The 25756-nt window shown below is 64.2% G+C and carries 30 protein-coding genes and 1 other RNA gene; 19 read left to right on the top strand and 12 right to left on the bottom strand.

Going from position 1 to position 25756, the window contains the following annotated elements:
• Positions 1–103 precede the first annotated feature (103 nt).
• Complete coding sequence (rpmE, locus tag GM909_RS11185) at positions 104–325, top strand: 50S ribosomal protein L31 (RefSeq protein WP_157016469.1); 222 nt, start codon at positions 104–106, stop codon at positions 323–325.
• 89 nt (positions 326–414) lie between these two features.
• Here rpmE and GM909_RS11180 read toward each other — a convergent pair whose 3' ends face one another.
• Entirely contained in the window at positions 415–708 is a 294-nt protein-coding gene (locus GM909_RS11180; RefSeq protein ID WP_157016468.1) for a SelT/SelW/SelH family protein, read from the bottom strand.
• A complete protein-coding gene (locus tag GM909_RS11175; RefSeq protein WP_157016467.1) occupies positions 705–1454 on the bottom strand; it encodes a YebC/PmpR family DNA-binding transcriptional regulator in 750 nt (249 codons plus the stop codon). The genes GM909_RS11180 and GM909_RS11175 overlap by 4 nt, the downstream gene beginning before the upstream one ends.
• A 250-nt stretch (positions 1455–1704) precedes the next feature.
• On the opposite strand from GM909_RS11175, the gene GM909_RS11170 reads away from it, so the two are divergent.
• Positions 1705–2526 (top strand): MBL fold metallo-hydrolase, encoded by an 822-nt coding sequence (locus GM909_RS11170; RefSeq protein WP_157016466.1) that lies wholly within the window; start codon positions 1705–1707, stop codon positions 2524–2526.
• 7 nt (positions 2527–2533) lie between these two features.
• On the opposite strand, the gene GM909_RS11165 is transcribed toward GM909_RS11170, so the two are convergent.
• The 4 genes from GM909_RS11165 to ssrS all read right to left on the bottom strand — a co-directional run bounded on the left by GM909_RS11165 (position 2534) and on the right by ssrS (position 5124).
• Positions 2534–3310, bottom strand: a complete 777-nt coding sequence (locus GM909_RS11165) for a TerC family protein (protein ID WP_157016465.1) — start codon at positions 3308–3310, stop codon at positions 2534–2536.
• 69 nt (positions 3311–3379) lie between these two features.
• Positions 3380–4204 (bottom strand): TIGR00282 family metallophosphoesterase, encoded by an 825-nt coding sequence (locus GM909_RS11160; protein ID WP_157016464.1) that lies wholly within the window; start codon positions 4202–4204, stop codon positions 3380–3382.
• 98 nt (positions 4205–4302) lie between these two features.
• Positions 4303–4884 (bottom strand): 5-formyltetrahydrofolate cyclo-ligase, encoded by a 582-nt coding sequence (locus tag GM909_RS11155; RefSeq protein ID WP_407941281.1) that lies wholly within the window; start codon positions 4882–4884, stop codon positions 4303–4305.
• A gap of 83 nt (positions 4885–4967) precedes the next feature.
• Positions 4968–5124: non-coding RNA, 6S RNA (gene ssrS / locus GM909_RS11150), on the bottom strand.
• A gap of 142 nt (positions 5125–5266) precedes the next feature.
• On the opposite strand from ssrS, the gene GM909_RS11145 reads away from it, so the two are divergent.
• The gene (locus tag GM909_RS11145; protein WP_157016463.1) at positions 5267–6106 is read left to right on the top strand and encodes an AAA family ATPase; all 840 of its coding nucleotides are present in this window, start codon (positions 5267–5269) and stop codon (positions 6104–6106) included.
• Between the two features lie 82 nt (positions 6107–6188).
• A complete protein-coding gene (locus tag GM909_RS11140; protein ID WP_157016462.1) occupies positions 6189–6632 on the top strand; it encodes a GNAT family N-acetyltransferase in 444 nt (147 codons plus the stop codon).
• 13 nt (positions 6633–6645) lie between these two features.
• Here the strand turns inward: GM909_RS11140 and GM909_RS11135 are convergent, their stop codons facing one another.
• Together GM909_RS11135 and GM909_RS11130 are read right to left on the bottom strand one after the other, a co-directional pair.
• Positions 6646–7104: a type II toxin-antitoxin system VapC family toxin gene (locus tag GM909_RS11135; RefSeq protein WP_157016461.1), complete on the bottom strand. Its 459-nt coding sequence runs from the start codon at positions 7102–7104 to the stop codon at positions 6646–6648.
• Positions 7101–7352, bottom strand: coding sequence for a FitA-like ribbon-helix-helix domain-containing protein (locus tag GM909_RS11130; protein ID WP_157016460.1), 252 nt, complete (start codon positions 7350–7352; stop codon positions 7101–7103). The genes GM909_RS11135 and GM909_RS11130 overlap by 4 nt, the downstream gene beginning before the upstream one ends.
• Positions 7353–7440: 88 nt before the next feature.
• On the opposite strand from GM909_RS11130, the gene GM909_RS11125 reads away from it, so the two are divergent.
• Positions 7441–8631: a vWA domain-containing protein gene (locus GM909_RS11125; protein ID WP_157016459.1), complete on the top strand. Its 1191-nt coding sequence runs from the start codon at positions 7441–7443 to the stop codon at positions 8629–8631.
• A 63-nt stretch (positions 8632–8694) separates the two neighbouring features.
• Positions 8695–9738: a phosphatidylglycerol lysyltransferase domain-containing protein gene (locus GM909_RS11120; RefSeq protein WP_157016458.1), complete on the top strand. Its 1044-nt coding sequence runs from the start codon at positions 8695–8697 to the stop codon at positions 9736–9738.
• Between the two features lie 18 nt (positions 9739–9756).
• Here the strand turns inward: GM909_RS11120 and GM909_RS11115 are convergent, their stop codons facing one another.
• The 3 genes from GM909_RS11115 to GM909_RS11105 all read right to left on the bottom strand — a co-directional run bounded on the left by GM909_RS11115 (position 9757) and on the right by GM909_RS11105 (position 10987).
• Positions 9757–10020 carry a DUF2312 domain-containing protein gene (locus tag GM909_RS11115; protein ID WP_157016457.1) on the bottom strand — a complete coding sequence of 88 codons (264 nt, stop codon included), beginning with the start codon at positions 10018–10020 and terminating at the stop codon, positions 9757–9759.
• A gap of 164 nt (positions 10021–10184) precedes the next feature.
• Complete coding sequence (locus tag GM909_RS11110) at positions 10185–10565, bottom strand: cell division protein ZapA (RefSeq protein WP_157016456.1); 381 nt, start codon at positions 10563–10565, stop codon at positions 10185–10187.
• 149 nt (positions 10566–10714) lie between these two features.
• Positions 10715–10987, bottom strand: coding sequence for a DUF4164 domain-containing protein (locus GM909_RS11105; protein ID WP_157016455.1), 273 nt, complete (start codon positions 10985–10987; stop codon positions 10715–10717).
• A gap of 264 nt (positions 10988–11251) precedes the next feature.
• On the opposite strand from GM909_RS11105, the gene tkt reads away from it, so the two are divergent.
• From tkt to GM909_RS11075, 6 genes are all read left to right on the top strand, one after another.
• Complete coding sequence (gene tkt / locus GM909_RS11100; protein ID WP_157016454.1) at positions 11252–13243, top strand: transketolase; 1992 nt, start codon at positions 11252–11254, stop codon at positions 13241–13243.
• Positions 13244–13533: 290 nt separating this feature from the next.
• Positions 13534–14544, top strand: a complete 1011-nt coding sequence (gene gap, locus GM909_RS11095) for a type I glyceraldehyde-3-phosphate dehydrogenase (RefSeq protein ID WP_157016453.1) — start codon at positions 13534–13536, stop codon at positions 14542–14544.
• Positions 14545–14720: 176 nt separating this feature from the next.
• The gene (locus GM909_RS11090) at positions 14721–16571 is read left to right on the top strand and encodes a potassium/proton antiporter (RefSeq protein ID WP_157016452.1); all 1851 of its coding nucleotides are present in this window, start codon (positions 14721–14723) and stop codon (positions 16569–16571) included.
• Positions 16572–16771: 200 nt separating this feature from the next.
• Positions 16772–17968, top strand: a complete 1197-nt coding sequence (locus GM909_RS11085; protein ID WP_157016451.1) for a phosphoglycerate kinase — start codon at positions 16772–16774, stop codon at positions 17966–17968.
• Between the two features lie 140 nt (positions 17969–18108).
• Positions 18109–19134 (top strand): class I fructose-bisphosphate aldolase, encoded by a 1026-nt coding sequence (locus tag GM909_RS11080; protein ID WP_157016450.1) that lies wholly within the window; start codon positions 18109–18111, stop codon positions 19132–19134.
• 247 nt (positions 19135–19381) lie between these two features.
• A complete protein-coding gene (locus GM909_RS11075) occupies positions 19382–20089 on the top strand; it encodes an SGNH/GDSL hydrolase family protein (protein WP_328600454.1) in 708 nt (235 codons plus the stop codon).
• Here the strand turns inward: GM909_RS11075 and GM909_RS25755 are convergent.
• Positions 20069–20230 carry a hypothetical protein gene (locus tag GM909_RS25755; protein WP_198174212.1) on the bottom strand — a complete coding sequence of 54 codons (162 nt, stop codon included), beginning with the start codon at positions 20228–20230 and terminating at the stop codon, positions 20069–20071. The genes GM909_RS11075 and GM909_RS25755 overlap by 21 nt on opposite strands.
• 160 nt (positions 20231–20390) lie before the next feature.
• Here GM909_RS25755 and GM909_RS11070 point away from each other — a divergent pair, with 160 nt between their 5' ends.
• The 7 genes from GM909_RS11070 to GM909_RS11040 form a co-directional block, all read left to right on the top strand.
• The gene (locus GM909_RS11070) at positions 20391–22298 is read left to right on the top strand and encodes a propionyl-CoA synthetase (RefSeq protein WP_157016594.1); all 1908 of its coding nucleotides are present in this window, start codon (positions 20391–20393) and stop codon (positions 22296–22298) included.
• A 101-nt stretch (positions 22299–22399) separates the two neighbouring features.
• Complete coding sequence (locus GM909_RS11065; RefSeq protein WP_157016449.1) at positions 22400–23188, top strand: SDR family NAD(P)-dependent oxidoreductase; 789 nt, start codon at positions 22400–22402, stop codon at positions 23186–23188.
• A gap of 133 nt (positions 23189–23321) precedes the next feature.
• The gene (locus GM909_RS11060; RefSeq protein ID WP_157016448.1) at positions 23322–23513 is read left to right on the top strand and encodes a hypothetical protein; all 192 of its coding nucleotides are present in this window, start codon (positions 23322–23324) and stop codon (positions 23511–23513) included.
• A gap of 32 nt (positions 23514–23545) precedes the next feature.
• The gene (locus tag GM909_RS11055; protein ID WP_157016447.1) at positions 23546–24130 is read left to right on the top strand and encodes a DJ-1/PfpI family protein; all 585 of its coding nucleotides are present in this window, start codon (positions 23546–23548) and stop codon (positions 24128–24130) included.
• Between the two features lie 67 nt (positions 24131–24197).
• Positions 24198–24578, top strand: a complete 381-nt coding sequence (locus tag GM909_RS11050; protein ID WP_157016446.1) for a VOC family protein — start codon at positions 24198–24200, stop codon at positions 24576–24578.
• A 15-nt stretch (positions 24579–24593) separates the two neighbouring features.
• The gene (locus GM909_RS11045) at positions 24594–25328 is read left to right on the top strand and encodes a helix-turn-helix transcriptional regulator (protein ID WP_157016445.1); all 735 of its coding nucleotides are present in this window, start codon (positions 24594–24596) and stop codon (positions 25326–25328) included.
• Positions 25329–25494: 166 nt separating this feature from the next.
• Positions 25495–25756: transposase (locus GM909_RS11040; RefSeq protein WP_157016444.1), on the top strand; the 262-nt coding region annotated here is incomplete at its 3' end.

Here is a 25756-nt window from a genome sequence, read left to right as displayed (position 1 = left end):
AGCCGTAGCCCCCAATGGCCGCGGCTTCAAGCTTTAGTGAGTGGGCGACATCGCCGCAGGCGCCGGTGCGGCGGCGCGGGCCCTCAGGACCAGGACAAGACCGATGAAGCAGAACATCCATCCAGACTATCACACGATCAAGGTCGTGATGACCGACGGCAGCGAATATTCCACCCGCTCCACCTGGGGCAAGGAAGGCGATACGCTGAACCTCGACATCGATCCGCGCACCCATCCGGCCTGGACCGGCGGCCAGCAGACGCTCCTCGATCGCGGCGGCCGCGTATCGAAGTTCAAGAACAAGTTCGCCAATCTCGGCATCTAGCGCGCGTTCGCGCGCCAGATGGCATTTCGAAAAGCCCCGCTCCGGCGGGGTTTTTTTGCTGCACCATCATTCCGGCGCGATGGCCGGAATCAGGCCGGCTTCGTGTCCGAATGCCCCAGATCGCGCTCCGGCCAGACGATGTCGCGGACCTTCTGTTTCAGCACCTTGGCTTCGGGGAAGCCGCCGTCGCGCTTGCGCTCCCAGATCGTCTCGCCGTTGCAGGTGATCTCGAAGGCCCCGCCGGTGCCCGGCACCAGGGTTACCTCGCCGATATCGGGGCCGAAGGTCTGCAGCAGTTCCTGCGCCATCCAGGCGGCGCGCAGGAGCCACTGGCACTGCGTGCAATAGGTGATGCGGATGGCCGGTTTCGCGGGTGTCGTCATGCGGCGCTCAGCTTGGCCATGGTCTCGTCGTCGACCTCGAAATTGGCGTAGACGTTTTGCACGTCGTCGTCGTCCTCGAGCACGCCGATCAGCTTCATCAGCGACTGGGCGCGGTCCTCATCGACCGGAATCGTGTTCTGCGGCTTCCAGATCGCCTTGACCGATTCCGCCTCTCCGAGCGCGCCTTCAAGGGCTTTCGATACGTCGCCAAGGTCTTCGAAGGCGCACAGGATCGTATGGCCGTTCTCATCCGATTCCACGTCCTCGGCGCCGGCCTCGATGGCCGCTTCCATCACCTTGTCCGCATCGCCGGCCGATGCCGGATAGACGATCTCGCCGACGCGGTCCCACATGAAGGCGACGGAGCCCGTCTCGCCCAGCGACCCGCCGGCCTTGGTGAAGGCGGCGCGAACATTCGACGCCGAACGGTTGCGATTGTCCGTCAGTGCCTCGACGATCAGCGCGACACCGCCCGGCCCGTAACCCTCGTAGCGCACTTCATCGTAGTTCTCGCCCTCGCCGCCGCTCGCCTTCTTGATGGCGCGCTCGATGTTGTCCTTCGGCATGGACTGCGCCTTGGCGTTCTGCACGGCGAGTCTCAGACGCGGGTTCATGTCCGGGTCGGGCATGCCCGTTTTTGCGGCAACGGTGATTTCGCGCGCGAGCTTGGAGAACATCTTGGAGCGAGCGGCGTCCTGCCTGCCCTTTCGATGCATGATGTTCTTGAACTGTGAATGGCCGGCCATGGCACCTCTGCTCGCTGTTTTCCAGATCGGTTCATCGCTTCACGGGATCGACGGAACCGATCTAGCACTTATCTGTCGCAATTCCGCACGGAGAACCGGTTTCCACTTCTCCTGGAATTGGGGCGCCTTATAATAATTTCCCGCGCCAAGGTCCAGAACCGCGCCGGCCATGCCTCGCGAAATCGTGATGACGCGCAGCCTTGCGCGCATGGCCTAATGGGGCAGCTTTCCGACTGCGACGGAGACTGCCATGCCTTTCACCCGTTTCGCCGCCATGATTTTCTTGTTTCTCGCCATGCCGCTTGCGCATGCCGCCGCCCAGGAGCAGGACGCCCCGGTGCCCTCGCAATGCCTGGCGATCGCGCAGGACCTGCCGTCCGTCACCTTTGCCGCCTTCGCGCCCGCCATGCGCGACATTCAAAGCGGAGCGGTGACGATCACCTATGCGGGCCACTCGACCTACATCATCGAGACGCCGGCCGGCGTGCGCATCGCAACCGACTTTTCCGGCGCCTATGGCCATACGCCGCTGCCGCGCGTCGTCACGATGAACAAGGCGCACCGGACCCACTTCACGCCGACTCCCGATCCCGGCATCGAGCATGTGCTGCGCGGCTGGAACCCCGACGACGACGGGCCGGCGCGCCACGCGCTGATGGTCGACGACGTCTATATCCGCAACGTGCCGACCGACATCCGGCGTTTCGACATGATGGAAAAGGACGGCAATTCGATCTTCATCTTCGAGGTCGCCGATCTGTGCATCGGCCATCTGGGCCATCTGCATCACGATCTGACCGATGCGCATTACGCCGCGATCGGTCGGCTCGACATCGTCATGGTGCCGGTCGACGGCGGCATGACGCAGTCGCTCGTCGACATGAGCGAGATCACCACGCGGCTCTATTCGTCGGTCGTGCTGCCGATGCACCGCCATTCGACACCCATCGGCGAGTTCCTGACGTTGATGGGCGAGGGCTTCGATGTCGTCTTTCGCAGCGAGCCGGCGTTCACCGTCTCGCTCGAAAGTCTGCCGCAGAAGCCGACGATCCTCATTCTCGACGGCGTATGAGCTGCGTCTACTTTGCCTGTTCCCGCGCTTCCTTGTCGAGCCGGCGCTTGCGCCTGGCCATCATGTTGAGCCCCTCCACCAGGGCCGAGAATCCCATGGCTGCGTAGACGTAACCCTTGGGCACATGCACGCCGAAGCCGTCGGCGATCAGCGTCATGCCGATCATCAGGAGAAAGCCCAGCGCCAGCATGACGATGGTCGGGTTGGCGGCGATGAAGCGCGACAGCGGCTCGGCCGCGATCAGCATCATCGCAACGGCGCAGATGACGGCGATATACATGATGGCGATCTCGTTGGTCATGCCGACCGCGGTGATGATCGAATCGACGGAAAACACCAGGTCGAGCAGCAGGATCTGCATGATCGCGGCGCCCACGCCGAGGCTCACCGCCTTGCCCACCATATTGTCCTTCGGGTCGTCGGGATCGACCGAATGGTGAATTTCCTTGGTCGCCTTCCAGACCAGGAAGAGTCCGCCGGCGATCAGGATCAGGTCGCGCCATGAAAAGCCGTGATCAAAGGCGGTGAAGACCGGCGTCGTGAGTTGCACGATGAAGGAGATGGTTGCCAGAAGGACCAGACGCAGCACCAGCGCGCCACCGATGCCGAGACGGCGCGCTCGTTTTTGATGCTCCTGCGGCAGCTTGTTGGTCAGGATGGAGATGAAGATCAGATTGTCGATACCGAGCACGATCTCCATGACGACCAGCGTGATGAGCGCCGCCCATCCTTCCGCGCTGCCCAGCCAGGTGAAATGCGGCGCCAGAAAGTCGATGATTGGCATGGCGGAATGTCCTCGATCTCGGGGTTGGGACTGGCGTAGAGTTAGGCTGGGCTCATTTAGAGGTCAACGTCAGGCCCAGAATGACGGCACGGTTTCCTCCAGCCGCGGTCCGAGCCTCAGGGGAGCGACCTTTTCGGCAAGGCCGGTCGCGTCGGATATTTCGACCGCCAGTCCGCAAACCGTCGCCGGGCCGGAAGCCGCCTCGAAACGTCCCTTGGGAACCTTCGACAGGAAGCGGTTGAGCGGTTCCTCCTTGTCCATGCCGAGCGAGGAATCATAGTCGCCGCACATGCCGGCATCGCTCAGATAGGCGGTGCCGCCGTTGAGGATCTGGTGGTCGGCGGTCGGCTGGTGGGTGTGCGTGCCGACGACCAGGCTGGCGCGCCCGTCGACGAAATGGCCAAAGCACATCTTCTCCGACGTCGCCTCGGCGTGGAAGTCGAAGACCACCGCGTCGGCCTGTTCGCCCAGCGGACAGGCGGCGAGTTCCTTCTCGGCGGCGTGAAAGGGATCGTCCAGCTCGGGGTGCATGAAGACGCGGCCCATGATGTTGGCGACCATGACGCGGGCGCCGTTTCTGGCCACGTAGAGGCCGGAACCGTGTCCCGGCGTGCCGGCGGGGAAATTGGCGGGCCTCAGGAACCGGTCCTCGCGGCCGGCGAATTCCAGCGCCTCGCGCTGGTCCCACACATGGTTGCCGGTCGTCACCACGTCGGCGCCGGCGTTCAGCGTCTCGCGATAGATGTCTTCGGTGATGCCGAAGCCGCCGGCGGCGTTCTCGCCATTGACGATGACGAAGTCGAGACGGAAATCGGAGATCAATCCCGGGAGCTTCGACCAGACCGCCGTGCGGCCCGTGCGTCCCACCATGTCGCCAAGAAAAAGAAGCCTCATCAGCATGCCTGTCGAAACCGGACGGAACAGCCGGACAGACATGGCAGCGATCGTCCGGTGGCGATCCCGCTCCGGCAGGAAAGGCTCATCTACAGGGATCAACCGAGACGGTGCAAGCCGCTTTCGGTCAGGATTTCGGGAATGACGACGTCGTGCGGCTCGTCGGGGACCGCCGCAACGTGCTGGCAATCGAAGGCGATGCCGATGAGACGGGGTGCGTGGCCGCCCTCCGTCAACCGCGCGATCGCCCGGTCGTAATAGCCGGCGCCGTAACCGATGCGGTGGCCGCGTGCATCGAAGGCCGCAAGCGGCACGAGCACGATTGCGGGATCGAGAACGGCGGCATCCGGGCCGGGCCCCAAGGTTCCGAAACCCATGTCGATCAGTTCCTCACCGCGCTTGAGTTCGCGAAAGACGATCGTCGTCTTGTCGAGGATCGCTGGCAGGCAGAGCCGCGCGCCGGCCTCCATAAGGGCGAACATGGCCGGCCTGACATCGACTTCGGAGCGCATCGGCCAGAAGCCGGCAATGACCGTGCCGGGCTCGACGGCGATCTCGCGCGCTGCCGTTTCGGCCATGGCGAGCGAGGCCTCGATGCGCCAGGCTGCGTCGAGCGCGTCGCGCCGGGCGAGCGCTTCGCCGCGCAACTGCTTTTTCATATCGCGCACGGGAACGATCATGCCTGCACCCTTACAGGCTGAGAATGGCCAAGGCCAGAGGGGCATGCAAAGGGCAAAGGCGGCGTTGCCGAAGAGGAAGGACGCGACGATCCGCACAGACCGGTGGAGAGGTTGATCCCGGGTGCCTACAACGTAGGTGGGCGCCGTGTACCCGAGCCCACGAGCCCGGGCAGGGACAGCTCCCTTGGGATCAGTAAGGCCCCGGGGAATAGTTACTCCTGCCGTGAAGCGCAGACCGTCGGCGGCGAATATAGGCGCGCGGGGAACACTTCGCCAGACCGCTTTCGGCGTGGCCGGCAAAAATCCGCTGCCCCTTGCGCCCTGCCGCCGGGCTCCTTAACGTCCCGGACAATCCGACCTTAATCCGGGACAACTGAAAAGCATGCGATTTGAAGGAACGTCGGCCTATGTCGCCGACAAGGATCTGATGGTGGCCGTCAACGCGGCGATCGCGCTCGAGCGGCCGCTTCTGGTCAAGGGCGAGCCGGGAACGGGCAAGACGGAACTGGCCAGGCAGGTGGCCGCCGCGCTCGATCTGGACCTGATCGAGTGGCACGTCAAGTCGACCACCAGGGCGCAGCAGGGGCTCTACGAATATGACGCCGTGACGCGCCTGCGCGACAGCCAGTTGGGCGACGAGCGCTTCAACGACATCGCCAACTACATCAAGCGCGGCAAATTGTGGAAGGCCTTTGCCACAGACAAGAAGGTGGTGCTCCTGATCGACGAGATCGACAAGGCCGATATCGAGTTTCCCAACGACCTGTTGCAGGAGCTCGATAGAAACGAGTTCTTCGTCTACGAAACCGGCGAGACGGTCAGGGCAAAGCGCAGGCCGATCGTCATCATCACCTCGAACAATGAGAAGGAGCTGCCCGACGCCTTTCTGCGCCGCTGCTTCTTCCACTATATCCGCTTCCCCGATGCCGAGACGCTGGGCCGCATCGTCGACGTCCATTACCCCGGCATCAAGCAGAACCTGGTGCGTGCCGCGCTCACCCAGTTCTACGAGGTTCGTGAGGTGCCGGGCCTGAAGAAGAGGCCGTCGACCTCCGAGGCGCTCGACTGGATCCGCCTGCTCGTCGCTGATGACGTTCAGCCGGAGGACCTGCGCGCCGATGCCAAGAACGCCCTGCCCAAGCTGCACGGCGCGCTGTTGAAGAACGAGCAGGATGTGCACCTGTTCGAGCGCCTGGCCTTCATGGCGCGCCGGCAGTCATAGTGGGTTGGTTCGAACTGGACCTTTGCGCCGGCAATGGGTCGGAACAGGCTCGGTGGAGCACGCCAACCGGGAGACGCCGATCATGACCGACATAACCATCCGACCGCTCGAACAGGCCGACCATGCCGAATGGCACCGCATGTGGACGGCCTATCTGGAGTTCTACAAGACCTCGGTGCCGGAAGAGGTTTATGCCACGACCTGGGCGCGGCTGTTCGACAACGGCGAATATGAGCCGAACGGGCTGATTGCGGAGCTGGACGGCAAGCCGGTCGGGCTGGTGCACTACATGTTCCACCGCACCTGCTGGTCGGTGAAGAACAATTGCTACCTGCAGGACCTTTACGCCGACCCGGCTGCGCGCAGCAAAGGCGTTGGCCGGGCGCTGATCGAGGCGGTGTATGAAAAGGCCGACACGGCGGGCGCGGGCAACGTCTACTGGATGACGCAGGACTTCAACGAGACGGCGCGCAAACTCTATGATCGCATCGCCAAGCTGACGCCGTTCATCAAATATCAGCGGTAGGTTGGCGGGCGGCTCAGTCCACGCGGATGCTATCCGGGTTTGGCCCAAATGCCTCGAGCATCACGCAGCGTATCGCGTCGGATGCCGGCAACCGCGTGTGCACCTTACGATGCAATTTGATGTCTGCGGTGACGAAGCTGCAATCTTCGACGATAGCCAGCGCCAGGTAAAAGCAATCGTAGACGGGATGGCCCAGGTCCAGCGCAAGTTCCACGGCAAGCGGACCGAGCGTGTGCATGGACACGGTCCAGACTTCGAACGTATCGATGAACTGAGCGGCCTTTATGGCCTCTTCGCGTCCGAGTTCGCCACGGGCGACCTTTTTCCAGACAATGTTGGCGCATTCCGCGTAGATCAGTTGCGGGGCGATCAGACGGCGGTCTCGCGTGAGCGCTCGGGCCTCTTCCTGCCCGTCCTCCGGCACGACCCACTTGATGGCGACGCTGGCGTCAACGACGAGCTGCTGCGTCAACGTTCGTCCCGCGACTCACGCAGCAGAACTTCGGACGGAGTGTGATGCCGGCCCTTCAGTCGTTCGCGGAATTGCGCGGCGCGCTTGTCCCATTCCGCCCGATCGATAGCGGGAGGCGAATTCCACAGTAAGGCTGACTTCAAGATTTCCCGATGCTCGGCTTCGGCCGAGCGGCCGTTATTCGCCGCCCTCTCCTTGAGGCGGGCAACGATTTCGTCGTCGATATTGCGCACATGAAGGCTGGCCATCGCAAATCTCCCGATCCATCAGTATATAGCATTTTGCTAGCACGGCGTCCATCTTGCGTTCGCCGGGCCATTGAAGCAAAACACGTCCATGTTCATTCCATTCTTCCTCGAATTGAAAGCCGCGCAAGTGCCGGTCTCGCTGCGCGAATATCTGGCACTGCTGGAGGGGATGGAAGCCGATCTCGTCACCTATGACGTGGAGGGTTTTTATTATCTGGCGCGCGCCGCACTGGTGAAGGACGAACGCCATATCGACCGCTTCGACCAGGTCTTCAGCCATGTCTTCAAGGGGGTGGAAGCGGTTTCGGGCGAGGGAGCGGTCGATGCGGCCAACCTGCCCGAGGAGTGGCTGCGGCGGCTGGCCGAAAAGCACCTGACGGACGAGGAAAAGAAGCTCGTCGAGGCGCTCGGCGGCTTCGACAAGCTGATGGAGACGCTGAAAAAGCGGCTCGAGGAACAGAAGGGCCGCCATCAGGGCGGCTCGAAATGGATCGGTACGGCCGGCACCTCGCCCTTCGGCGCCTATGGCTACAATCCCGAGGGCGTCAGGATCGGCCAGCACGAATCGCGCCATCGCCGCGCGGTGAAGGTGTGGGACAAGCGCGAGTTCAGGAATTTCGACGATTCCGTCGAGCTCGGCACGCGCAACATCAAGGTGGCGCTGAAAAGGCTGCGCCGCTGGGTGCGCCAGGGTGCGAACGAGGAACTCGACCTGCCCGGCACGATCCACGCGACCGCCGAGCACGGCTATCTCGACGTCAAGACGCGCCCCGAGCGCCACAATGCGGTGAAGCTCTTGATGTTCTTCGATGTCGGCGGCTCGATGGACGACCACATCAGGATCGTCGAGGAGCTGTTTTCGGCCACGCGCGCCGAATTCAAGCACATGGAATATTTCTACTTCCACAACTGTCTCTACGAGGGCGTGTGGAAGGACAATCGCCGCCGGCATTCCGAGGTCATCCCGACCCATGACGTGGTCCACAAATACGGTCCGGACTACAAGGTGATCTTCGTCGGCGACGCCTCCATGAGCCCCTACGAGATCGCCTATGCCGGCGGTTCGGTGGAGCACTGGAACCAGGAGGCCGGCATCGTCTGGCTGCAGCGCGTGCTTGCCCAGTGGTCGAATGTCGCCTGGCTCAACCCGGTGGCGGAAAAACACTGGGGCTACACGCATTCCATCCAGATGATGCGCGATATCTTTTCCGAACGCATGTATCCGATGACGCTCGCCGGGATCGAGGCGGCGACGAAGGAACTGTCGCGCAAGCACTGAAATCGCTGCGCCTGTCGCAAAACCTCTCCATTGCCGCCGATGAATCGGCTATGAGATCGGGCAATGAAACTTCTGCGCCGAACAGTCGACAATATCCTCGAGAAGAACCACATCAGCGCGCCCGATCGCGAACTGGACGCGGCCGAGCGGCGGAGCCATCTCGTGGCCCATGGCGATTTTCCGCTCGCCTATGCGGCGGCCACCGAGCCCTATCTGAAATCATTTGGCGATCAACGCGGCTTCGTCGCCTACGGCCAGAAGATGGGCTACACATTCGCCATGGGCGACCCCGTGGCCGGCGCGGCCGACCGGGCGAAACTGATCGAGGAATTCATCGCGACGTTCCGCCAGCCGTCCTTCGCCGGCATCTCGCGAGAGGTGGCCGAGATCCTGGCGGGGCTTGGCTACCGGATCACCCAGTTCGGTCTCGACAGCGTGCTGGATCTGCCGGGACACAGTTTCGCCGGCAAGGACGGCAAGTCGATCCGCTACGCGACAAGCTGGATGAGGCAGAACGCCATTACGGTCGAGGAACGCCCCATCGAGGATTTCCCGGCCGAGACGATCGAGCGCATGTCGCAGCAGTGGCGCCGCACGCGGGTCAACTCCAGGCGCGAGATCCGGTTCTTGAACCGCAGCTTCCTGCCGCAGCCCGAGGAAGGCGTCAGGCGCTTCTTCGCGGTCGACCCGGCGGGCAAGCCGATCGCGCTCATCTCCTTCGATCCCATCTACCGAAACGGCGCGGTGACCGGATATCTCGCCTCCAGCAAGCGTCGCTACCCCGAGACGTCGAGCTATGTCGACCTCGGCATAATGCGCCATGCCACCGATTGCTTTCGCGAGGAAGGCCACGAGACGCTGTGGCTCGGTCTGTTGCCGATGGTCCGCACGAAGCCACTGCCCGGGCGCGACGACCCGCTGCTGCGGGCGATCTTTGCCTGGGCCTACCGCTCGAAATGGGTCAATGCGCGCATCTTCAGCCTGCAGGGCATCGCGGCCTACAAGGACCGCTATCGCGGCCGCGACATCCCCGTCTACGTGGCCACGCCCGGCCGATACAGCGCCGTGACGCTGATCGCGCTCCTGAGGCTCATCAAGCTGATCTGAGGCAAGGCCCCGCGGCGGTCACGCCATGCCGAGCGCGTTCAGATAGAGGTCGAGGATGGCCTCCTGCTCCTGCCGCTCGGCCTGGTCCTGCTTGCGCAGGCGGATGATGTGGCGCACGGCCTTGGTGTCGAAGCCCGTGCCCTTGAGTTCGGCGTAGACGTCCTTGATATCGTCGGCGATCGACTTCTTTTCCTCTTCGAGCCGCTCGATGCGCTCGATGAAGGCGCGCAACTGTCCTGCGGCGATGGTCTGGCTGGATTCGCTGGTGATATCGTCGGCCATGTCAGTCTCCGGAATTCTCGTCTGCGACGCGACTCACGAATGCCGGCGCCGGTTGATCGGGCGCTTCGATGCCGCAGCCTCCCGCGCCGGTCAAGCCACCAATCGCTCAAATTCAGTAAAATGCCCGGGCGAACCGATCCGCTTCCCCAGGACGGTCCTGTTCGTCAGGAGGATTGTGACGCAGCCTGCCGCACGGCGACCCGCGTCGCCAGCGTCTCCATACGCTCGGCCAAGCCGGCCAACGCACCCGATATTGCAGTGTCGCTCTTGTCGGATTTCAACGTCGCCTCATCGCGTGCCTTGCGCATCGTGCCCACTTCGGCCTCCAGCGCCTTGAGGCGGCGTTGCAGCTCGGTCAGCTCGTCCATCACCATGATGCCGGCCATGACCGTCAGGCGCTGGTCGCCGATCTCTCCGAACGAACCTTTCAGGTGGGACACATAGCGGTCGAAGCGCTGAGCGAGATCGACCAGATGCTCTTCCTGGCCCTCCTCGCACGCCATCCTGTAGGTCTTGTTGTCGATGATCACCGTGATCTGCGCCATTTTCCTCTCCTTTCATCAGGACAGCGTCATCCCTGGGCGCTGAACCGACAAACGTCCTGCCGTCTCCCGATGACGCGGGAGAAACGCGAACTCCCGATGGCGCGGGAGGATCGCCATCTCCCGATGGCGCGGGAGAAACGCCAAACGCTTCAGCGATCAAGGACCGCGCGGATGGTTTCCATGGCCGTCACAAGGCGGCGCGACACCTCCTTGTTGGCGTCTTCGAGCCGGTCGGCGCGGGCCTCGGACTGGTCCAACTCCTGCGCCAGGCGGGAGCGGTCGGCATTCATCCGCTGCACCTCGGCATCCGCGTCGGCGTAGTCCTGTTGCTGTTCGAGGCGTGCAGAGACGGCGTCTTCCAGAGCATCCATGGCTTTGGTGAGGCGGCCAATCGTCTCGTTTAGTGTCGCTTCCGCAGTCATTTTTTGCGGCAGTCCCGAATCGTTCGCATTTGGAACGCGTTATGCATGAAAGATTACGCAGAGCATGAATGCATCGTCAATAAACCGAATCACTGGTCCCCAGCATTCCTGCATGAGATCGGCGAAATAAGGGCATCGCGCCAGGATTTGCACGGTCGGGATTTGTTGACTCGGCGACGCCACCTGCTATGTGGAGCCTGCTTTTGCGGGCCGCCTGGCCCGGTGCATCCACAATTCTGTCGGTTTCACGACCAGCGAGCGATGATGTTCACACGCGAAAAACACGACCGCATGGCGAATGCGATCCGATTCCTCTCTGCAGACGCTGTCGAGAAGGCCAAGTCGGGCCATCCCGGCCTTCCCATGGGCACGGCCGACATCGCGACGGTGCTGTTCACCCGCTATCTGAAACATGATCCGCACAATCCCAACTGGCCCGACCGCGACCGCTTCGTGCTGTCGGCGGGCCATGGCTCGATGCTCCTGTACTCGCTGCTTTATCTGACCGGCTACGAGGACATCACGCTCGACGAGATCAAGAATTTCCGCCAGCTCGGATCGCGCACCGCCGGACACCCCGAATTCGGCCATGCGGCAGGCATCGAGACGACGACCGGGCCGCTCGGCCAGGGGCTGGCCAACGCCGTCGGCATGGCGCTTGCCGAGCGCATGCTGAACGCCCAGTTCGGCGACGATCTGGTCAATCACCACACCTATGTGCTGGCCGGCGACGGATGCCTGATGGAGGGCATCAGCCAGGAGGCGATCGCACTGGCCGGGCATCTCAAGCTGTCGCGGCTCATCGTGTTCTTCGACGACAACGGCATTTCGATCGATGGTCCGGTGTCGCTGAGCGATTCCACGGACCAGTGTGCCCGCTTCGAGGCGTCCGGCTGGGCGACGATCCGCTGCGACGGCCACGATCCCGATGCCATCGCCAGCGCCATCGAGGCGGCGCGGGCGTCTGACCGACCCACGCTCATCGCCTGCAAGACGACCATCGGCTTCGGCGCGCCGACCCGCGCCGGCACCAACAAGGCACACGGCTCGCCGCTCGGTGCAGAGGAGATCGCCGGTGCGCGCAAGGCGCTCGGCTGGGAGGCCGAACCTTTCGTCGTTCCGTCCGACATTCTCGACCATTGGCGCCTTGCCGGTCTGCGCTCGGTCAAGGAGCGCAAGGAATGGGAGGCGCGCCTGGCGGGCGTCGATTCGGAGCTGCGTGGCGAGTTCGAGCGGCGTATGCGCGGCCAGTTGCCCGGCGGGCTCGACGCGACCATCGCCGACTACAAGAAGCAGCTCGTGCAGGACAAGCCGAAGCTGGCCACGCGCAAGGCGTCGGAAATGGCGCTCGAGGTGATCAATGCCGCGGTTCCCGAAACCGTCGGCGGATCGGCCGATCTGACCGGTTCCAACAACACCAAGACGAGCCAGACCACGCCCGTCACGGCAGACGATTTCTCCGGCCGCTACATCTATTACGGCATTCGCGAGCATGGCATGGCCGCGGCGATGAACGGCATTGCGCTGCATGGCGGTCTTATTCCCTATGGCGGCACGTTCCTCGTCTTCACCGATTATTGCCGGCCGGCGATCCGGCTCTCCGCGCTGATGGGCAAGCGGGTCGTCTATGTCATGACGCATGATTCCATCGGACTTGGCGAAGACGGACCGACCCACCAGCCGGTGGAGCATCTTTCGGCCCTGCGCACGATCCCCAACCTGCGCGTCTACCGTCCGGCCGACGCGGTCGAGACCGCCGAATGCTGGCAATTGGCGCTCGAGGATCAGAGCGGGCCGGCCGTGCTCGCCCTGACGCGGCAGAACCTGCCGGCGCTGCGCACCGAGCATGTGGAGGAAAATCTCTGCTCCTATGGCGCCTACGAGATCGGCACGGCCAGCGACGACGCGGCCGTCACGATCTTCGCCACCGGGTCGGAGGTCGAGATCGCGCTCGCCGCGCAACGCGCATTGGAGGCCAACGGTCATCCCACCCGCGTCGTTTCCGTTCCCTCGATGGAGCGCTTCGCCGCCCAGAGCGCCGACTACCGGGCTGCCATCCTCGGCAATGGAGGCGTGCGGGTCGCCATCGAGGCCGGCGTGCGGCAAAGCTGGGACCGCTTCATCGGTCCCGACGGCATTTTCGTCGGCATGCACGGTTTCGGTGCCAGCGGCCCCTATGAGCAGCTCTACGCGCATTTCGGCATTACCGCGGAGGCGGTTGTCGAACAGGTGGAAGCAAAGCTCCACAACGGCTGACAATGCCGGGCATCAACCTGTCTGCAGGCTGATTCGGCATTCCCGGTGGCGCCGGCGAGCGAAGTCGGACGGCCTCGGCCAGGCGCCCGCCCCGAGGCCGCGACATATTATCGATTAGATCGAGGCGGCTGCGTTCTTGTGACGCAGGTGCGGCCTGCGCATGGCTGGATTCTTCGTTCGGCCACCGCTATGTAGCGGCTTCCGCTTGCCGCCGTGACACCCGGTGAACGTGGCGGGCCGAACCAGCATCCGCGCAGCTTCGCGCGCTTCAGCTTCTGAAGGGATAATCCATGACCGTCAAAGTTGCCATCAACGGATTTGGCCGCATCGGCCGCAATGTCGTGCGCGCGATCTACGAATCGGGCCGCAAGGACATTGATGTCGTCGCCGTCAACGACCTCGGGCCGGTCGAGACCAACGCCCATCTTCTGCGCTACGACAGCGTGCATGGCCGCTTTCCCTCCGAGGTGAAGGTCAACGGAGACGAGATCGCCATCGGCTCGGATTCCTTCAAGGTCCTTGCCGAGCGCGACCCTTCCCGGCTGCCCTGGGGCGATCTGGGCGTCGACATCGTCCTGGAATGCACCGGCATCTTCACCTCCAAGGAGAAGGCCTCGGCGCATCTTGCCGGCGGGGCCAAGCGCGTGCTGGTTTCCGCGCCGGCCTCGGGCGCCGACCTGACGGTCGTCTACGGGGTGAACCACGACAAGATCACCGGCGACCATGTCGTCCTTTCCAATGCTTCGTGCACGACCAACTGCCTGGCGCCGGTGGCCAAGGTGCTCAACGATACATTCGGCATCGAAAAGGGCTTCATGACCACGGTGCACGCATATACGGGCGACCAGCCGACGCTCGATACGATGCACAAGGACCTCTACCGGGCGCGCGCCGCCGCCATGTCGATGATCCCCACCTCGACGGGTGCGGCCAAGGCCGTAGGCCTCGTCCTTCCCGAGCTCAACGGCAAGCTCGATGGCGTGTCGATCCGCGTGCCGACACCGAACGTCTCGGTCATCGACTTCAAGTTCGTGCCCAAGAGGAAGGTTACGGTGGAAGAGGTCAACAACGCGCTGGTGGCAGCCGCCGACGGGGCACTGAAAGGCATCCTCGCCTACACGAACGAGCCGCTGGTCTCGATCGACCTCAACCACAACCCGGCCTCTTCCACCTTCGCCCTCGACCAGACGAAGGTCATCGACGGTGATCTGGTGCGCGTGATGTCCTGGTACGACAATGAATGGGGCTTCTCCAACCGCATGGCCGACACGGCGGCGGCGATCGGCAAGACGATCGCCTGACACGGCAACGCCATCGAACGTCGAGACGCCCGGCACCACCGGGCGTTTTTCGTTGCATGGCAAAGTCTTAATCGCGCCGGGTCGGCGCAAATTTTGTCTCGCGCACTTGCAATCGGCCTTGTCTTCGCCGCACTCTTTGTCAACCCAACGGGGAGGGTGAGCGGAGCGCCGAGGGCATGGACAACTCGATCTACTTGATAACGCTGGTCGGCACGGCGCTCGTGCTTACGGCGGCGTTTTCGAGCCTGATCGCCTTTCGCTTCGGCACCCCGCTGCTGCTCATCTTCCTGGGCATCGGCCTCGTTACCGGGGTCGACGGTCTCGGCATCAACTTCGACAATGCGGCGGTCGCCTTCTTTGTCGGGTCGCTGGCGCTGGCCGTCATCCTGTTCGATTCCGGTTTCGGCACGCCGGTCGCGACCTTTCGCCAGGCGGCGGCGCCGGCGGTAACCCTGGCAACCATAGGCGTGGCGCTGACGGCGGCGCTGCTCGGCGTTGCCGCCTACTACCTGACGGATCTGAGTTGGCCCGAAGCCTTCCTGCTTGGCGCCATCGTCTCCTCGACCGATGCGGCCGCCGTCTTCTTCCTGCTGCGCGCCGGCAATCTGCTCATCCGCGAACGCGTGCGCTCGACGCTGGAGATCGAATCAGGGTCGAACGACCCGATCGCCATCTTCCTCACCATCACCTTCGTCTCGCTGATCGCGTCGGGGGCCAGGCCGGAAGCGGAGGTGCTGCTTGTCGACATCCTGATCGGCTTTGCGACGCAGATGGGGCTCGGCCTGGCGGCCGGCCTGGCCGGCGGCTTCCTGATCGCGCGGCTGGTCGAAAAGCTGACGCTGGATGCCGGGCTCACGCCGATCTTCGTCATAGCGCTCGCCCTGCTGCTGTTCGGTGTTGCAGGCGCCGTCGGCGGTTCCGGTTTCCTGGCGGTCTACGTCGCCGGGCTGATCGTCGGCAATTCGGACATCCGCTCGACGGTCCAGCTCAAGCGCTTCCAGGCCGGGATGTCCTGGCTGGCGCAGATCATCATGTTCCTGGTGTTGGGGCTGTTTGCCACGCCGTCGCAATTCGGCGCCATCGCGGTGCCGGCGATCGCGCTCGGCCTCGTCCTGATCTTCATCGCGCGTCCGGTTGCGGTCTGGCTGTGCATGGCGCCGTTCCGCTTTTCGCGCGCCGAGACGGCCTTCGTCTCCTGGGTGGGGCTGCGCGGCGCGGTCTCGATCCTGCTGGCGATCCTGCCGCTGACGGCCGAGCTGCCGAATGGCAACGCCATCTTCAACATGGCCTTCATCATCGTTCTCGTATCGCTGGTCATCCAGGGCTGGACGCTGGCGCCGATGGCCCGCCGGCTCGGTCTGGTCGTGCCGCCGCGCACCGGCCCGCTCGACAAGGTCGAACTCGAATTGCCCGGCTCCTCCCATCACGAGTTGCTTGCCTACCGGGTGGCACCCGGCAGCCCGGTCGCCCAGGGCGTTCGCGTGCCGCGCTGGGCGCGTCCCTCCCTGGTGGTGCGCGAAGGCCGCTCGATGACCTACCAGTATGCCGGACGGCTGATGGTCGACGACCATGTCTACATCTTCGTGCCGGACCGCTATCCGCGGCTGCTCGACCGGCTTTTCGCCAGCAAGGCCGATCTCGATCCCGACGACGACGAGTTCTTCGGCCATTTCGCCATCGACGCGACACGACCGGCGGCCGATCTCGACGCTGCCTATGGCCTGCAACTGAGCGAGGAAGAAGCGGCGATGCCGATCGTCGAACTGATGAGACAGCGTCTCGGCGGGCGCGCCGAATATGCTGATCGCGTGGCCATCGGCCCCGTCGAGCTGATCGTGCGCGACGTCAACGACAAGGGCGCAATCACCGAAGTGGGTCTGTCCTTCGAACCGCAGGCCGCGCCGCCCAAGGTGCCGGTCTTCCTGAGCGCCGGCGAGATCCGCGACCGGTTCGTTCAATGGTTTCGCGGCTGGCGCGAGCGGCGCGGCGCGCGCCACAAGGACGAGTTGCCGGAAACCGAGGATTGATGCTGCGGCCCTGGTCTTTCGTCACAGTGCGACTGACCGCTTGCGCCGGTCCGTACGGCATGTATGGTCCGGCCCGCCCTTGGGATGCGCCTGTCGTTCGTTGGTATCGACGGCTTGATCCGGCGCATTGATTGACGGCAAAACAACGTGAAGTGACGTATTGCCGATGTTTTGTGATTGCACGCGAGAGGAACCCAGCCATGCCCGCCTTCAAAACCCTTGACGACATCGGCGACGTTGCCGGCAAGCGCGTGCTGGTCCGGGTTGACCTCAACGTGCCGATGAAGGACGGCCGGGTGAGCGACCTGACCCGCATCGAACGGGTCGTTCCCACCATCGAGGAGCTTTCCGACAAGGGCGCCAAGGTCATTCTTCTGGCGCATTTCGGGCGGCCGAAGGCCGGGCCCGATCCGGCACTGTCGCTGGAACCGGTCGCCCATGCCTGTGAGGCCGTGCTCGACCGCCGGGTCCATTTCGCCAAGGACTGCATCGGCGAGGCAGCGGCGCGTGCGGTGTCGGACATGACCGCCGGCGACATCCTGCTTCTGGAGAACACCCGCTTCCACAAGGGCGAAGAGACAAACGATCCTGCATTCGTCGAGGCACTCGCGGCCAATGGCGATATCTACGTCAACGACGCCTTCTCGGCCGCGCACCGCGCCCACGCCTCGACGGAAGGCCTGGCGCATCATCTGCCGGCTTTTGCCGGACGCACCATGCAGGCCGAGCTGGAGGCGCTCGAAAAGGGCCTCGGCGATCCGGTGCGGCCGGTCGTCGCCATCGTCGGCGGGGCCAAGGTCTCGACCAAGATCGACCTTCTGATGAACCTGGTGAACAAGGTCGACGCGCTGGTGATCGGCGGCGGCATGGCCAACACATTTCTTGCCGCGCGCGGCACGGATGTGGGAAAGTCGCTGTGCGAGCACGACCTGGCGGCGACGGCCAAGCAGATCATGATCGAGGCGGCCGAAGCGGGCTGCGCCATCATCCTGCCGGTGGACGGCGTGGTGGCGCGTGAATTCAAGGCCGGGGCGGCAAACGAGACCGTCGCGATCGGCTCTGTTGCGGACGATGCGATGATCCTCGATGTCGGACCTGAGACCGTTGCTGCGGTCAATGCATGGATCGAGCGCGCCGCGACGCTGGTGTGGAACGGTCCGCTCGGCGCATTCGAGATCGAGCCGTTCGACGCGGCGACCGTGGCGGCGGCAAAATACGCTGCCGCAAAGACCGGCAATGGCCGGCTCGTCTCGGTGGCCGGCGGCGGCGACACCGTGGCGGCGCTCAATCATGCCGGCGTGGCCGACGAGTTCACCTATGTGTCGACGGCCGGCGGCGCGTTCCTGGAATGGATGGAGGGCAAGCCCCTGCCCGGCGTGGAAGTGCTGAAGCGCTGAGCCGGAGAAGCGGTTCCCGCTTCGCCTGGAATTGCTAAACCGATTGAATTTCTTTCAATCGATTCAGGCTCTTAACACGCAGTTCCGTTTCGGCGAGCCTTCTGATAGAGGCCAGATATTCTGTTCAGGAGGTACGCGTAATGAGCGAACGGCTAGAAGACATTGCGGCCGCCATGGTGGCTGACGGCAAAGGCATTCTGGCGGCGGACGAAAGCTCCGGCACGATCAAGAAGCGTTTTGACACGATCGGTCTCGAATCGACCGAGGAAAACCGCCGCGACTATCGCGAAATGCTGTTTCGCGCCGGCGACGCGATGAAGGACTGCATCTCCGGCGTCATTCTGTTCGATGAGACGATCCGCCAGAAGGCGGCCGACGGCACGCCGCTGGTCGACATCATCAAGGCCGCCGGCGCGGTTCCCGGGATCAAGGTCGACAAGGGTGCCAAGGCGTTTGCCGGTTTTCCCGGCGACAAGATCACCGAAGGCCTCGACGGCCTGCGCGAGCGGCTTGCCGAGTATTACGAGCTTGGCGCGCGCTTTGCCAAATGGCGCGCCGTGATCGACATCGACACGGCCAATGGCGTGCCCTCTGGCGCGGCCATTGCTTCCAACGCCCATGCGCTGGCATGCTATGCGGCGCTATGCCAGGAAGCGGGCATCGTGCCCATCGTCGAGCCGGAAGTTCTGATGGACGGGGCGCATGACATCGACACCTGCTACGAGGTCAGCCGCCTGACCTTGCTCAAGCTTTACGGCGAGCTTTACGCCTGCCGCGTCAAGCTGGAAGGCACGATCCTGAAGCCCAACATGGTGATCGCCGGCAAGAAGTCCGGCAAGCCGAGCAGCCCGGAGGAAGTGGCCGAAAAGACGCTCAAGCTGTTCCGCCAGGCCGTGCCGGTCGCGGTTCCCGGCATCGCCTTCTTGTCGGGCGGCCAGTCGGACGAGGAGGCGACGTCCAATCTCAACGCCATGAACGCCATCGGCCCGCATCCCTGGAAGCTGACCTTCTCCTATGGCCGCGCGCTGCAGGCCGCGCCGCTGTCGGCCTGGGGCGGCAAAAAGGAAAACGTCGCCGCCGGCCAGCGCGCCTTTGCCCACCGCGCCCGCATGAACGGCCTGGCCGCTTCGGGCAAGTGGACCGGGGAGCTCGAAAAGGCCGCCTGATGCGTCAGGACCAGGAACGATCCATCAATGACATTGAAAGCCTGGGCCGCGCGGTCCGGGCTTTTTCTTTTTGCCGCTGAGCGCTACACAAATTGGGTGCCGCGCTCGGAGAACGGACGACAGTTGTCCGGTTCTGGCCGTACCGTGCGTTCGGCGCCGCGGCGCTGCCGCCGCGTTCGATTTGATCTGCCGGAGATGTCCGTGACCCGTCTGCTTGCGCTTCTCACCTGGCTCGCCTTTCCGCTCTATGCCTGGCAGGGGATCGCCGTCAGGCTGCGTACCGAGCGCCTGCGCCCCGCCGCCCGGCGCGACGCTCGGCACCATCGGCGGTGCCGGCGAGCCGGTGCGGGTGCTGGTCGTCGGCGATTCCTCGGCCGCCTCCGTCGGCATCGACGACAATCGCGACGGTCTGGCGGCACTGCTTGCGCAGCGTTTCCACGACGAGACGGGCCGTCCGGTCCATTGGCGGGCCGCCGGCGCGAACTCGGCCACCGCCGGCGCGCTGCGCGACTACGTCGTACCCAATCTCGCGGCCGAGCCGTGGACCCACATCGTGCTCGCCGTCGGCACCAATGACGTGAAGAACTTCCATACGCTCGGCCGCTTCAAGCGCGAATTCGGCGGGCTGATCTACGCGCTGCGCGCAAAATGGCCGCAGGCGCGCCTCGTCTGGTCGCCGGTCATCGACATGACAACCATTCCCGCCTTGCCGACGCCGCTGGCGGCGATCCTCGACCTGCGCGCCCGCGCGATCAACGATCTGGGCCAGCGGCTGTGCCTGGAACGCGGCGCCGTGCCGGCGGAACGCCTGTCGGTGCTCGATCCCGTAACGGGCTTTTCAAGTGACGGCTTCCACGCCTCGCGTGCCGGCTATGCGGCCTGGGCGGAACATCTTTACGGTCTCGTCTTCGCGGACGACAGGGCCAGGCCGCATTCAGTTTCCGTGGCTGAGTAGCACCGTCAGCGAAATGGCGCCAAGAGCCACCAAAGCGAGCTTCCAGAAATCGGAGCGCTTGCGCAGGCCGGGCAGACCGAGCGGCTTGATGATGTGCGCCGCCATCATCGCGACGATGAGAATGGAGAAGATCTTGGTCATGCGGGGTCCGTTGGGCGGATCGGCGGTCGATATCCTTTGATCAGTGCGCGACGCTCATGTCAAAATCCGTCCAATGGAGGATGGACGCCGGCTGGGCGTCGGGTATCGTGGCGGACCCGGATCGGAACACCGGCCGGTCATGTTGCAGGGAGGGCAACGCATAATGTCGCACTATCAGGAAACCTATGATCGCTGGCAGCGCGACCCCGATGCCTTCTGGCGCACGGTGGCGAAAGGCATAGACTGGATCGTGCCGCCGGAGCGCATCTTCGATCCCGACTCGGGTCCCTATGGGCGCTGGTTCCCCGATGCCGTGTGCAACACCTGCTACAACTGCATCGACCGTCACGTGGAAGGCGGGCGCGCCGATCAGGCAGCGCTGATCTATGACAGCCCGATGACCGGACGCCAGCAGCGCTACTCCTTTGCCGAATTCAAGGAGGAGGTGGTCGCGCTGGCGGCTGTCTTGCGCGACCTGGGCGTCGAGAAGGGCGACCGCGTCATCATCTATATGCCCATGGTGCCGCAGGCCGTGTTTGCCATGCTGGCCTGCGCGCGTATCGGCGCCATCCATTCCGTGGTCTTCGGCGGCTTCGCCTCCAGGGAGCTTGCCACGCGCATCGACGATGCCAGGCCGAAGGCCGTCATCTTTGCCTCCTGCGGGCTGGAGCCCGGCCGCGTCGTGGCCTACAAGCCGCTCATCGACAATGCCATCGAAATGGCTGACCACAAGCCGGAGCACTGCATCGTCCTGCAGCGCGAGGAGCAGCCTTGCACGACCGTCGCCGGACGCGACATCGACTATGCGCAAGCCGTCGCCGCGGCGAAGAACGCAGACGTCGAGGTCGACTGCGTGCCCGTGGCGGCGACCGATCCGCTCTATATCCTCTACACCTCCGGCACCACCGGCCAGCCCAAGGGCGTGGTGCGCGACAATGGCGGCCACATGGTCATGCTCCACTGGTCGATGTGGAACGAGTACGGCGCAAGACCGGGCGAGGTTTTCTGGGCGGCATCCGACGTCGGCTGGGTGGTCGGCCATTCCTACATCGTCTATGCGCCGCTTCTGGCCGGCTGCGCCACGGTGCTGTTCGAGGGCAAGCCGGTCGGCACGCCCGACGCCGGCACGTTCTGGCGCGTCATCGCCGATCACAAGGTCGCCGCGCTCTTCACCGCGCCGACGGCGTTTCGCGCCATCAAGGGACAGGATCCGCGGGGCGAGCATATCGGCCGATACGATCTGTCGAGCCTGCGCACGCTGTTCCTGGCCGGCGAACGGGCCGATCCGGAGACGCTCAAATGGGCCGAGGAGAAGCTCGGCGTGCCGGTGATCGACCATTGGTGGCAGACGGAGACCGGAGCGCCGATCAGCCAGAACCCGGTCGGCCTCGGCATGCTGCCGGTCAAGCATGGCTCTCCGGGCGTACCGATGCCGGGCTACGACATCCGCATTCTCGATGATTCCGGGGCGGAAATGGCGCGTGGCGGGCTCGGCAATGTCGTGATCCGATTGCCGCTGCCGCCCGGCTGTCTGCCGACCTTGTGGAACGCGGATGAACGTTTCCGCGAGGCGTATCTGGCCGAATTTCCCGACCATTACAAAACGGCCGATGCCGGCTATGTCGACGAGGACGGCTACCTGTTCATCATGGCGCGCACCGACGACATCATCAACGTTGCCGGACACCGTCTGTCGACCGGCGGCATGGAGGAAGTGGTGGCCGAGCATCCGGACGTCGCCGAATGCGCGGTGATCGGCGTAGCCGACGAACTGAAGGGGCAGGTGCCCTATGGTTTCGTCGTGCTCAATGCCGGTGTGGCGCGGCCGGGCCGCGAGATCGAACGGGAGGTCGTGGCGCTGGTGCGCGAGAAGATCGGACCGGTCGCCGCCTTCAAGACCGTCGTCACCGTCAAGCGGTTGCCGAAGACGCGCTCGGGCAAGATCCTGCGCGGCACGATGCAGAAGATTGCCGACCGGCACAGCTGGACCTCGCCGGCGACGATCGACGACCCGGCAATTCTCGACGAAATCGCCGCGGCGTTGAACGAGCGCGAAACAGGAACATAGGGCGGCCCGACGCGTCTTGACCCGGTGCGCCAATTGGGGTCAATGTCCGCCCGCGCGCGCCGGCGGCTTGTCGGCGTTGCCGGGGCATTCGGGAGAGTTTCATGGCACTTGACGGAAAAAACGCGATCGTGACGGGCGCCGCCGGCGGCATCGGCTATGCCATCGCCGAACGGCTGTTGCGGGAAAAGGCGAAGGTCATCATCGCCGACATCGATGCGCAGAAGGGCCAGAAGGCCGAGCGTGATCTGGCGCCGCTCGGCGAGGTGCGGTTCGTCAAGGCCGACGTCGCCAAGCGGCTCGACGTGCACAATCTGGTCGCCGCTGCAGTCGACACATTCGGTGACATCGACATCCTGGTCAACAATGCCGGCGTCGTGCATGGGGCCGATTTCCTCGATATCAAGGAAGAGGATTTCGACCGCGTCATGGACATCAATCTGAAGGGCTCGTTTCTGACCGGCCAGGCCGTCGCCCGGCACATGGTCGAGCGTGTCAAGGCAGGCGGAGCCGTCGGCTCGATCGTCAACATGTCGTCCGTCAACGCCGTCTTCGGCCTGCCCAACCAGGTGCCGTATTCGGTGTCGAAGGGCGGCGTGAACCAGCTCACCAAGGTGATGGCGTTGTCGCTCGCGCCCTACGGCATCCGTGTCAACGCCATCGGCCCCGGCTCGATCATGACCGACATGCTGTCCAGCGTGAATTCGGATCCGGCGGCACGCAATCGCATCCTGTCGCGCACGCCGCTCGGCCGTGTCGGCGAACCTTCCGAGATCGCCTCGATCGCGGCGTTCCTGGCCTCCGATGACGCCAGCTACATCACCGGCCAGACGATTTACGCCGATGGCGGGCGGCTGCCGCTCAACTACACGGTTCCCGTCAAGCCGGAATAGCGCGCAGCCTTCGAGCCGGGCTCGTGGCGCCGGCGCGCGCAATGGCGTTGCCGCAGCGCAAGCGGTGCTGACAGAAGGTTGTCAGTTGGCCTGTGACATTCTGCCTTCATCGAACAAATGATGGAGGCAGATGATGAACCCGTTCTATCGTGGCCTGCTCGGTCGGATTGACGGCCAGCGCGCGCGGTGGCGCGCGTTGCGCGACGAGATCCGCACGGAAAGGATACTCAATGAGCTCCCTGCCCATATCCGCAAGGATATCGGCTGGCCCGACGCGCGCGGGGGTCGCCTGGACGGGCGCCGTCGCTCGCAATGGTCCTTGTGAGGCAGCCGAAGCGCGACAGGGAGATGGGCAACATGAAGGGCAAGACAGTCGGTATGATCTTCGTCGAAGGATTCGCGGACTGGGAATACGGCTTCCTGTCGGCCTCCGTGGTCGAATGGTTCGGCGGCAGGATCGTCGCGCTTACGCCGGGGGGCGGGGGCGTGCGTTCGGTATCCGGGCTGATGCTCGCCGACTGCCGCGATTGCCGCCCGGAGGACAATGACGATCTCAATGCCATCGCCGTCATCGGCTCGGATTGTTGGCAGGCAGCCGACGCGCCGGACATCGCACCGCTGCTGCGGGCCGTTGCCGATCGCCGCGGCGTTGTCGGCGGCATCTGCGGCGGGACATTGGCGCTGGCCCGCGCCGGGCTGCTCGAGAATCGCAGACACACCAGCAATGGCCGTGTCTGGATTGCCGATCATCTCGATTCCTATCCCGGCCAGGGCCTTTACCGGGATGTGCCGCATGCAGTTCGTGACGGCAACGTGGTTTCCGCACCGGGCTCGGCGCCGGCCAGTTTCGCGGCAGAATTCCTGGAAGCGCTTCTGCCGGAGCGCGAAGACATGATCGTACGGCTGCGCGCGCTGTTCGCCAGCGAGCATGCCGCTGGGTGAGGCTCCTGACATAAGGCTGTCAGGAGCGCCGCAATAGTGTGCTATCAAACATCCTGGAGAAATTCGCATGAACGCGTTTGTTCCCGACCATGCCATCATCTGGGCGGAAATACCGGTCACCGATATGGAGCGGGCCAAGGCGTTTTATGCCGCGGTGCTGCAGAACACGCTGGTCGACGACGATCCCGGGCCCAACCCGATATCAATGTTCGTCGTGAAGGAGAAGGGCCGTGCCGGCCATCTCTATCCGGGAAAGCCGGCGGCGCCGGGAACCGGCAGTACCGTCCACCTCGCCGTGCCCGCTCCGCTGGAGGATGCTATGGAACGGCTGGAAGCCAATGGCGGCAGCGTCGTCACGCCGGTCATCGAGATTCCGGCCGGGCGATTTGCCTACTGCCTCGACCCCGACGGCAACAGCATCGGGCTGTTCTCGCCATCAGGCGCATGAGCGAAAGGATTCCGCATGAGACGCGCGGACAGATTGTTCCAGATCGTACAGCATTTGCGCGGCGGCCGGTTGGTCACCGCGCGTATGCTGGGAGAGTGGCTCGAGGTCTCCGAGCGCACGGTCTATCGTGACATCGCCGATCTGCAGTCGACGGGCGTGCCGATCGACGGCGAAGCCGGCGTCGGCTACATCATGCGCTCGGGCTATGACCTGCCGCCGCTGATGTTCACGCGCGACGAGATCGTGGCGCTGGTGGCCGGGGCGCGCATGGTGCGCGCATTCGGCGGCGCGACCATGGCCCGCTCGGCCGAAGAGGCTCTGGTCAAGATCGGCGCGGTGCTGCCCGATTCCGAGCGCGACCACATCTCGCGCACCGAGATCCACGCGCCGCTCTATGTGGTGAGCCAGGCCGATCGTGAGGCGATCGATGCGATCGAGCGCGCGATCGACGCGCGACAGGTGCTCAGTCTCGATTATCGCGACGAAGCCGGCCGCAGTTCCATGCGTGATGTGCGCCCGCTCGGCCTGTGGTTCTGGGGCAAGGTGTGGACGCTGGTTGCCTGGTGCGAACTGCGCGGCGATTTCCGCGCCTTCCGCATCGACCGTATCGCCGAACTGGATCCGGCCGGCCGTGCCTTCAAGCCGGAGCGCGGCAAGCAGCTTGCCGATTTCTACCGCGCCATGGAGATGCAGCAAGGCGGCGGGCCCGACAGGACGCGCCGCCCCTCCGTCGACGCGGCTGGAGCTTAGAGCAATTCCAGGAGAAGTGGAAGCCGGTTCTCCGTCCGGAATTGCGTCGAATCAAAGGGTTAGATTGGCGAACCGATTCCGCGAAGCGGTGAGCCTGCGAACGCTTTTCTAAGGCCTGTTGAGATTCAGGATTCCACCCGCGGCTTGAACATGATTCAAGCTTCGGATGGAACGATTCGTACTGACGGACGCCCAGTGGGCGAAGATGGAGCCGCATTGTCTGGGTAAGCCGATCGACCCTGGACGCAGCGGAGGCGACAACCGGCGCTTCATCGAAGCGGTCCTGTGGGTGGTGCGCACGGGTAGTCCGTGGCGCGATCTGCCGGCCTTCTTCGGCAAATGGAACACGGTCTTCAAGCGATACCGCGACTGGGTCAAAGCCGATGTTTTCATTCGGCTTTTCCAGGCCTGCTCGGACGAGCCCGACA

This window comes from Mesorhizobium xinjiangense, assembly GCF_009749525.1.
GTDB classification, from domain to species: domain Bacteria; phylum Pseudomonadota; class Alphaproteobacteria; order Rhizobiales; family Rhizobiaceae; genus Mangrovimarina; species Mangrovimarina xinjiangensis.
Note: the sequence above shows the minus strand (reverse complement) of the source record. Positions and strands in the feature narration are given on the sequence as shown.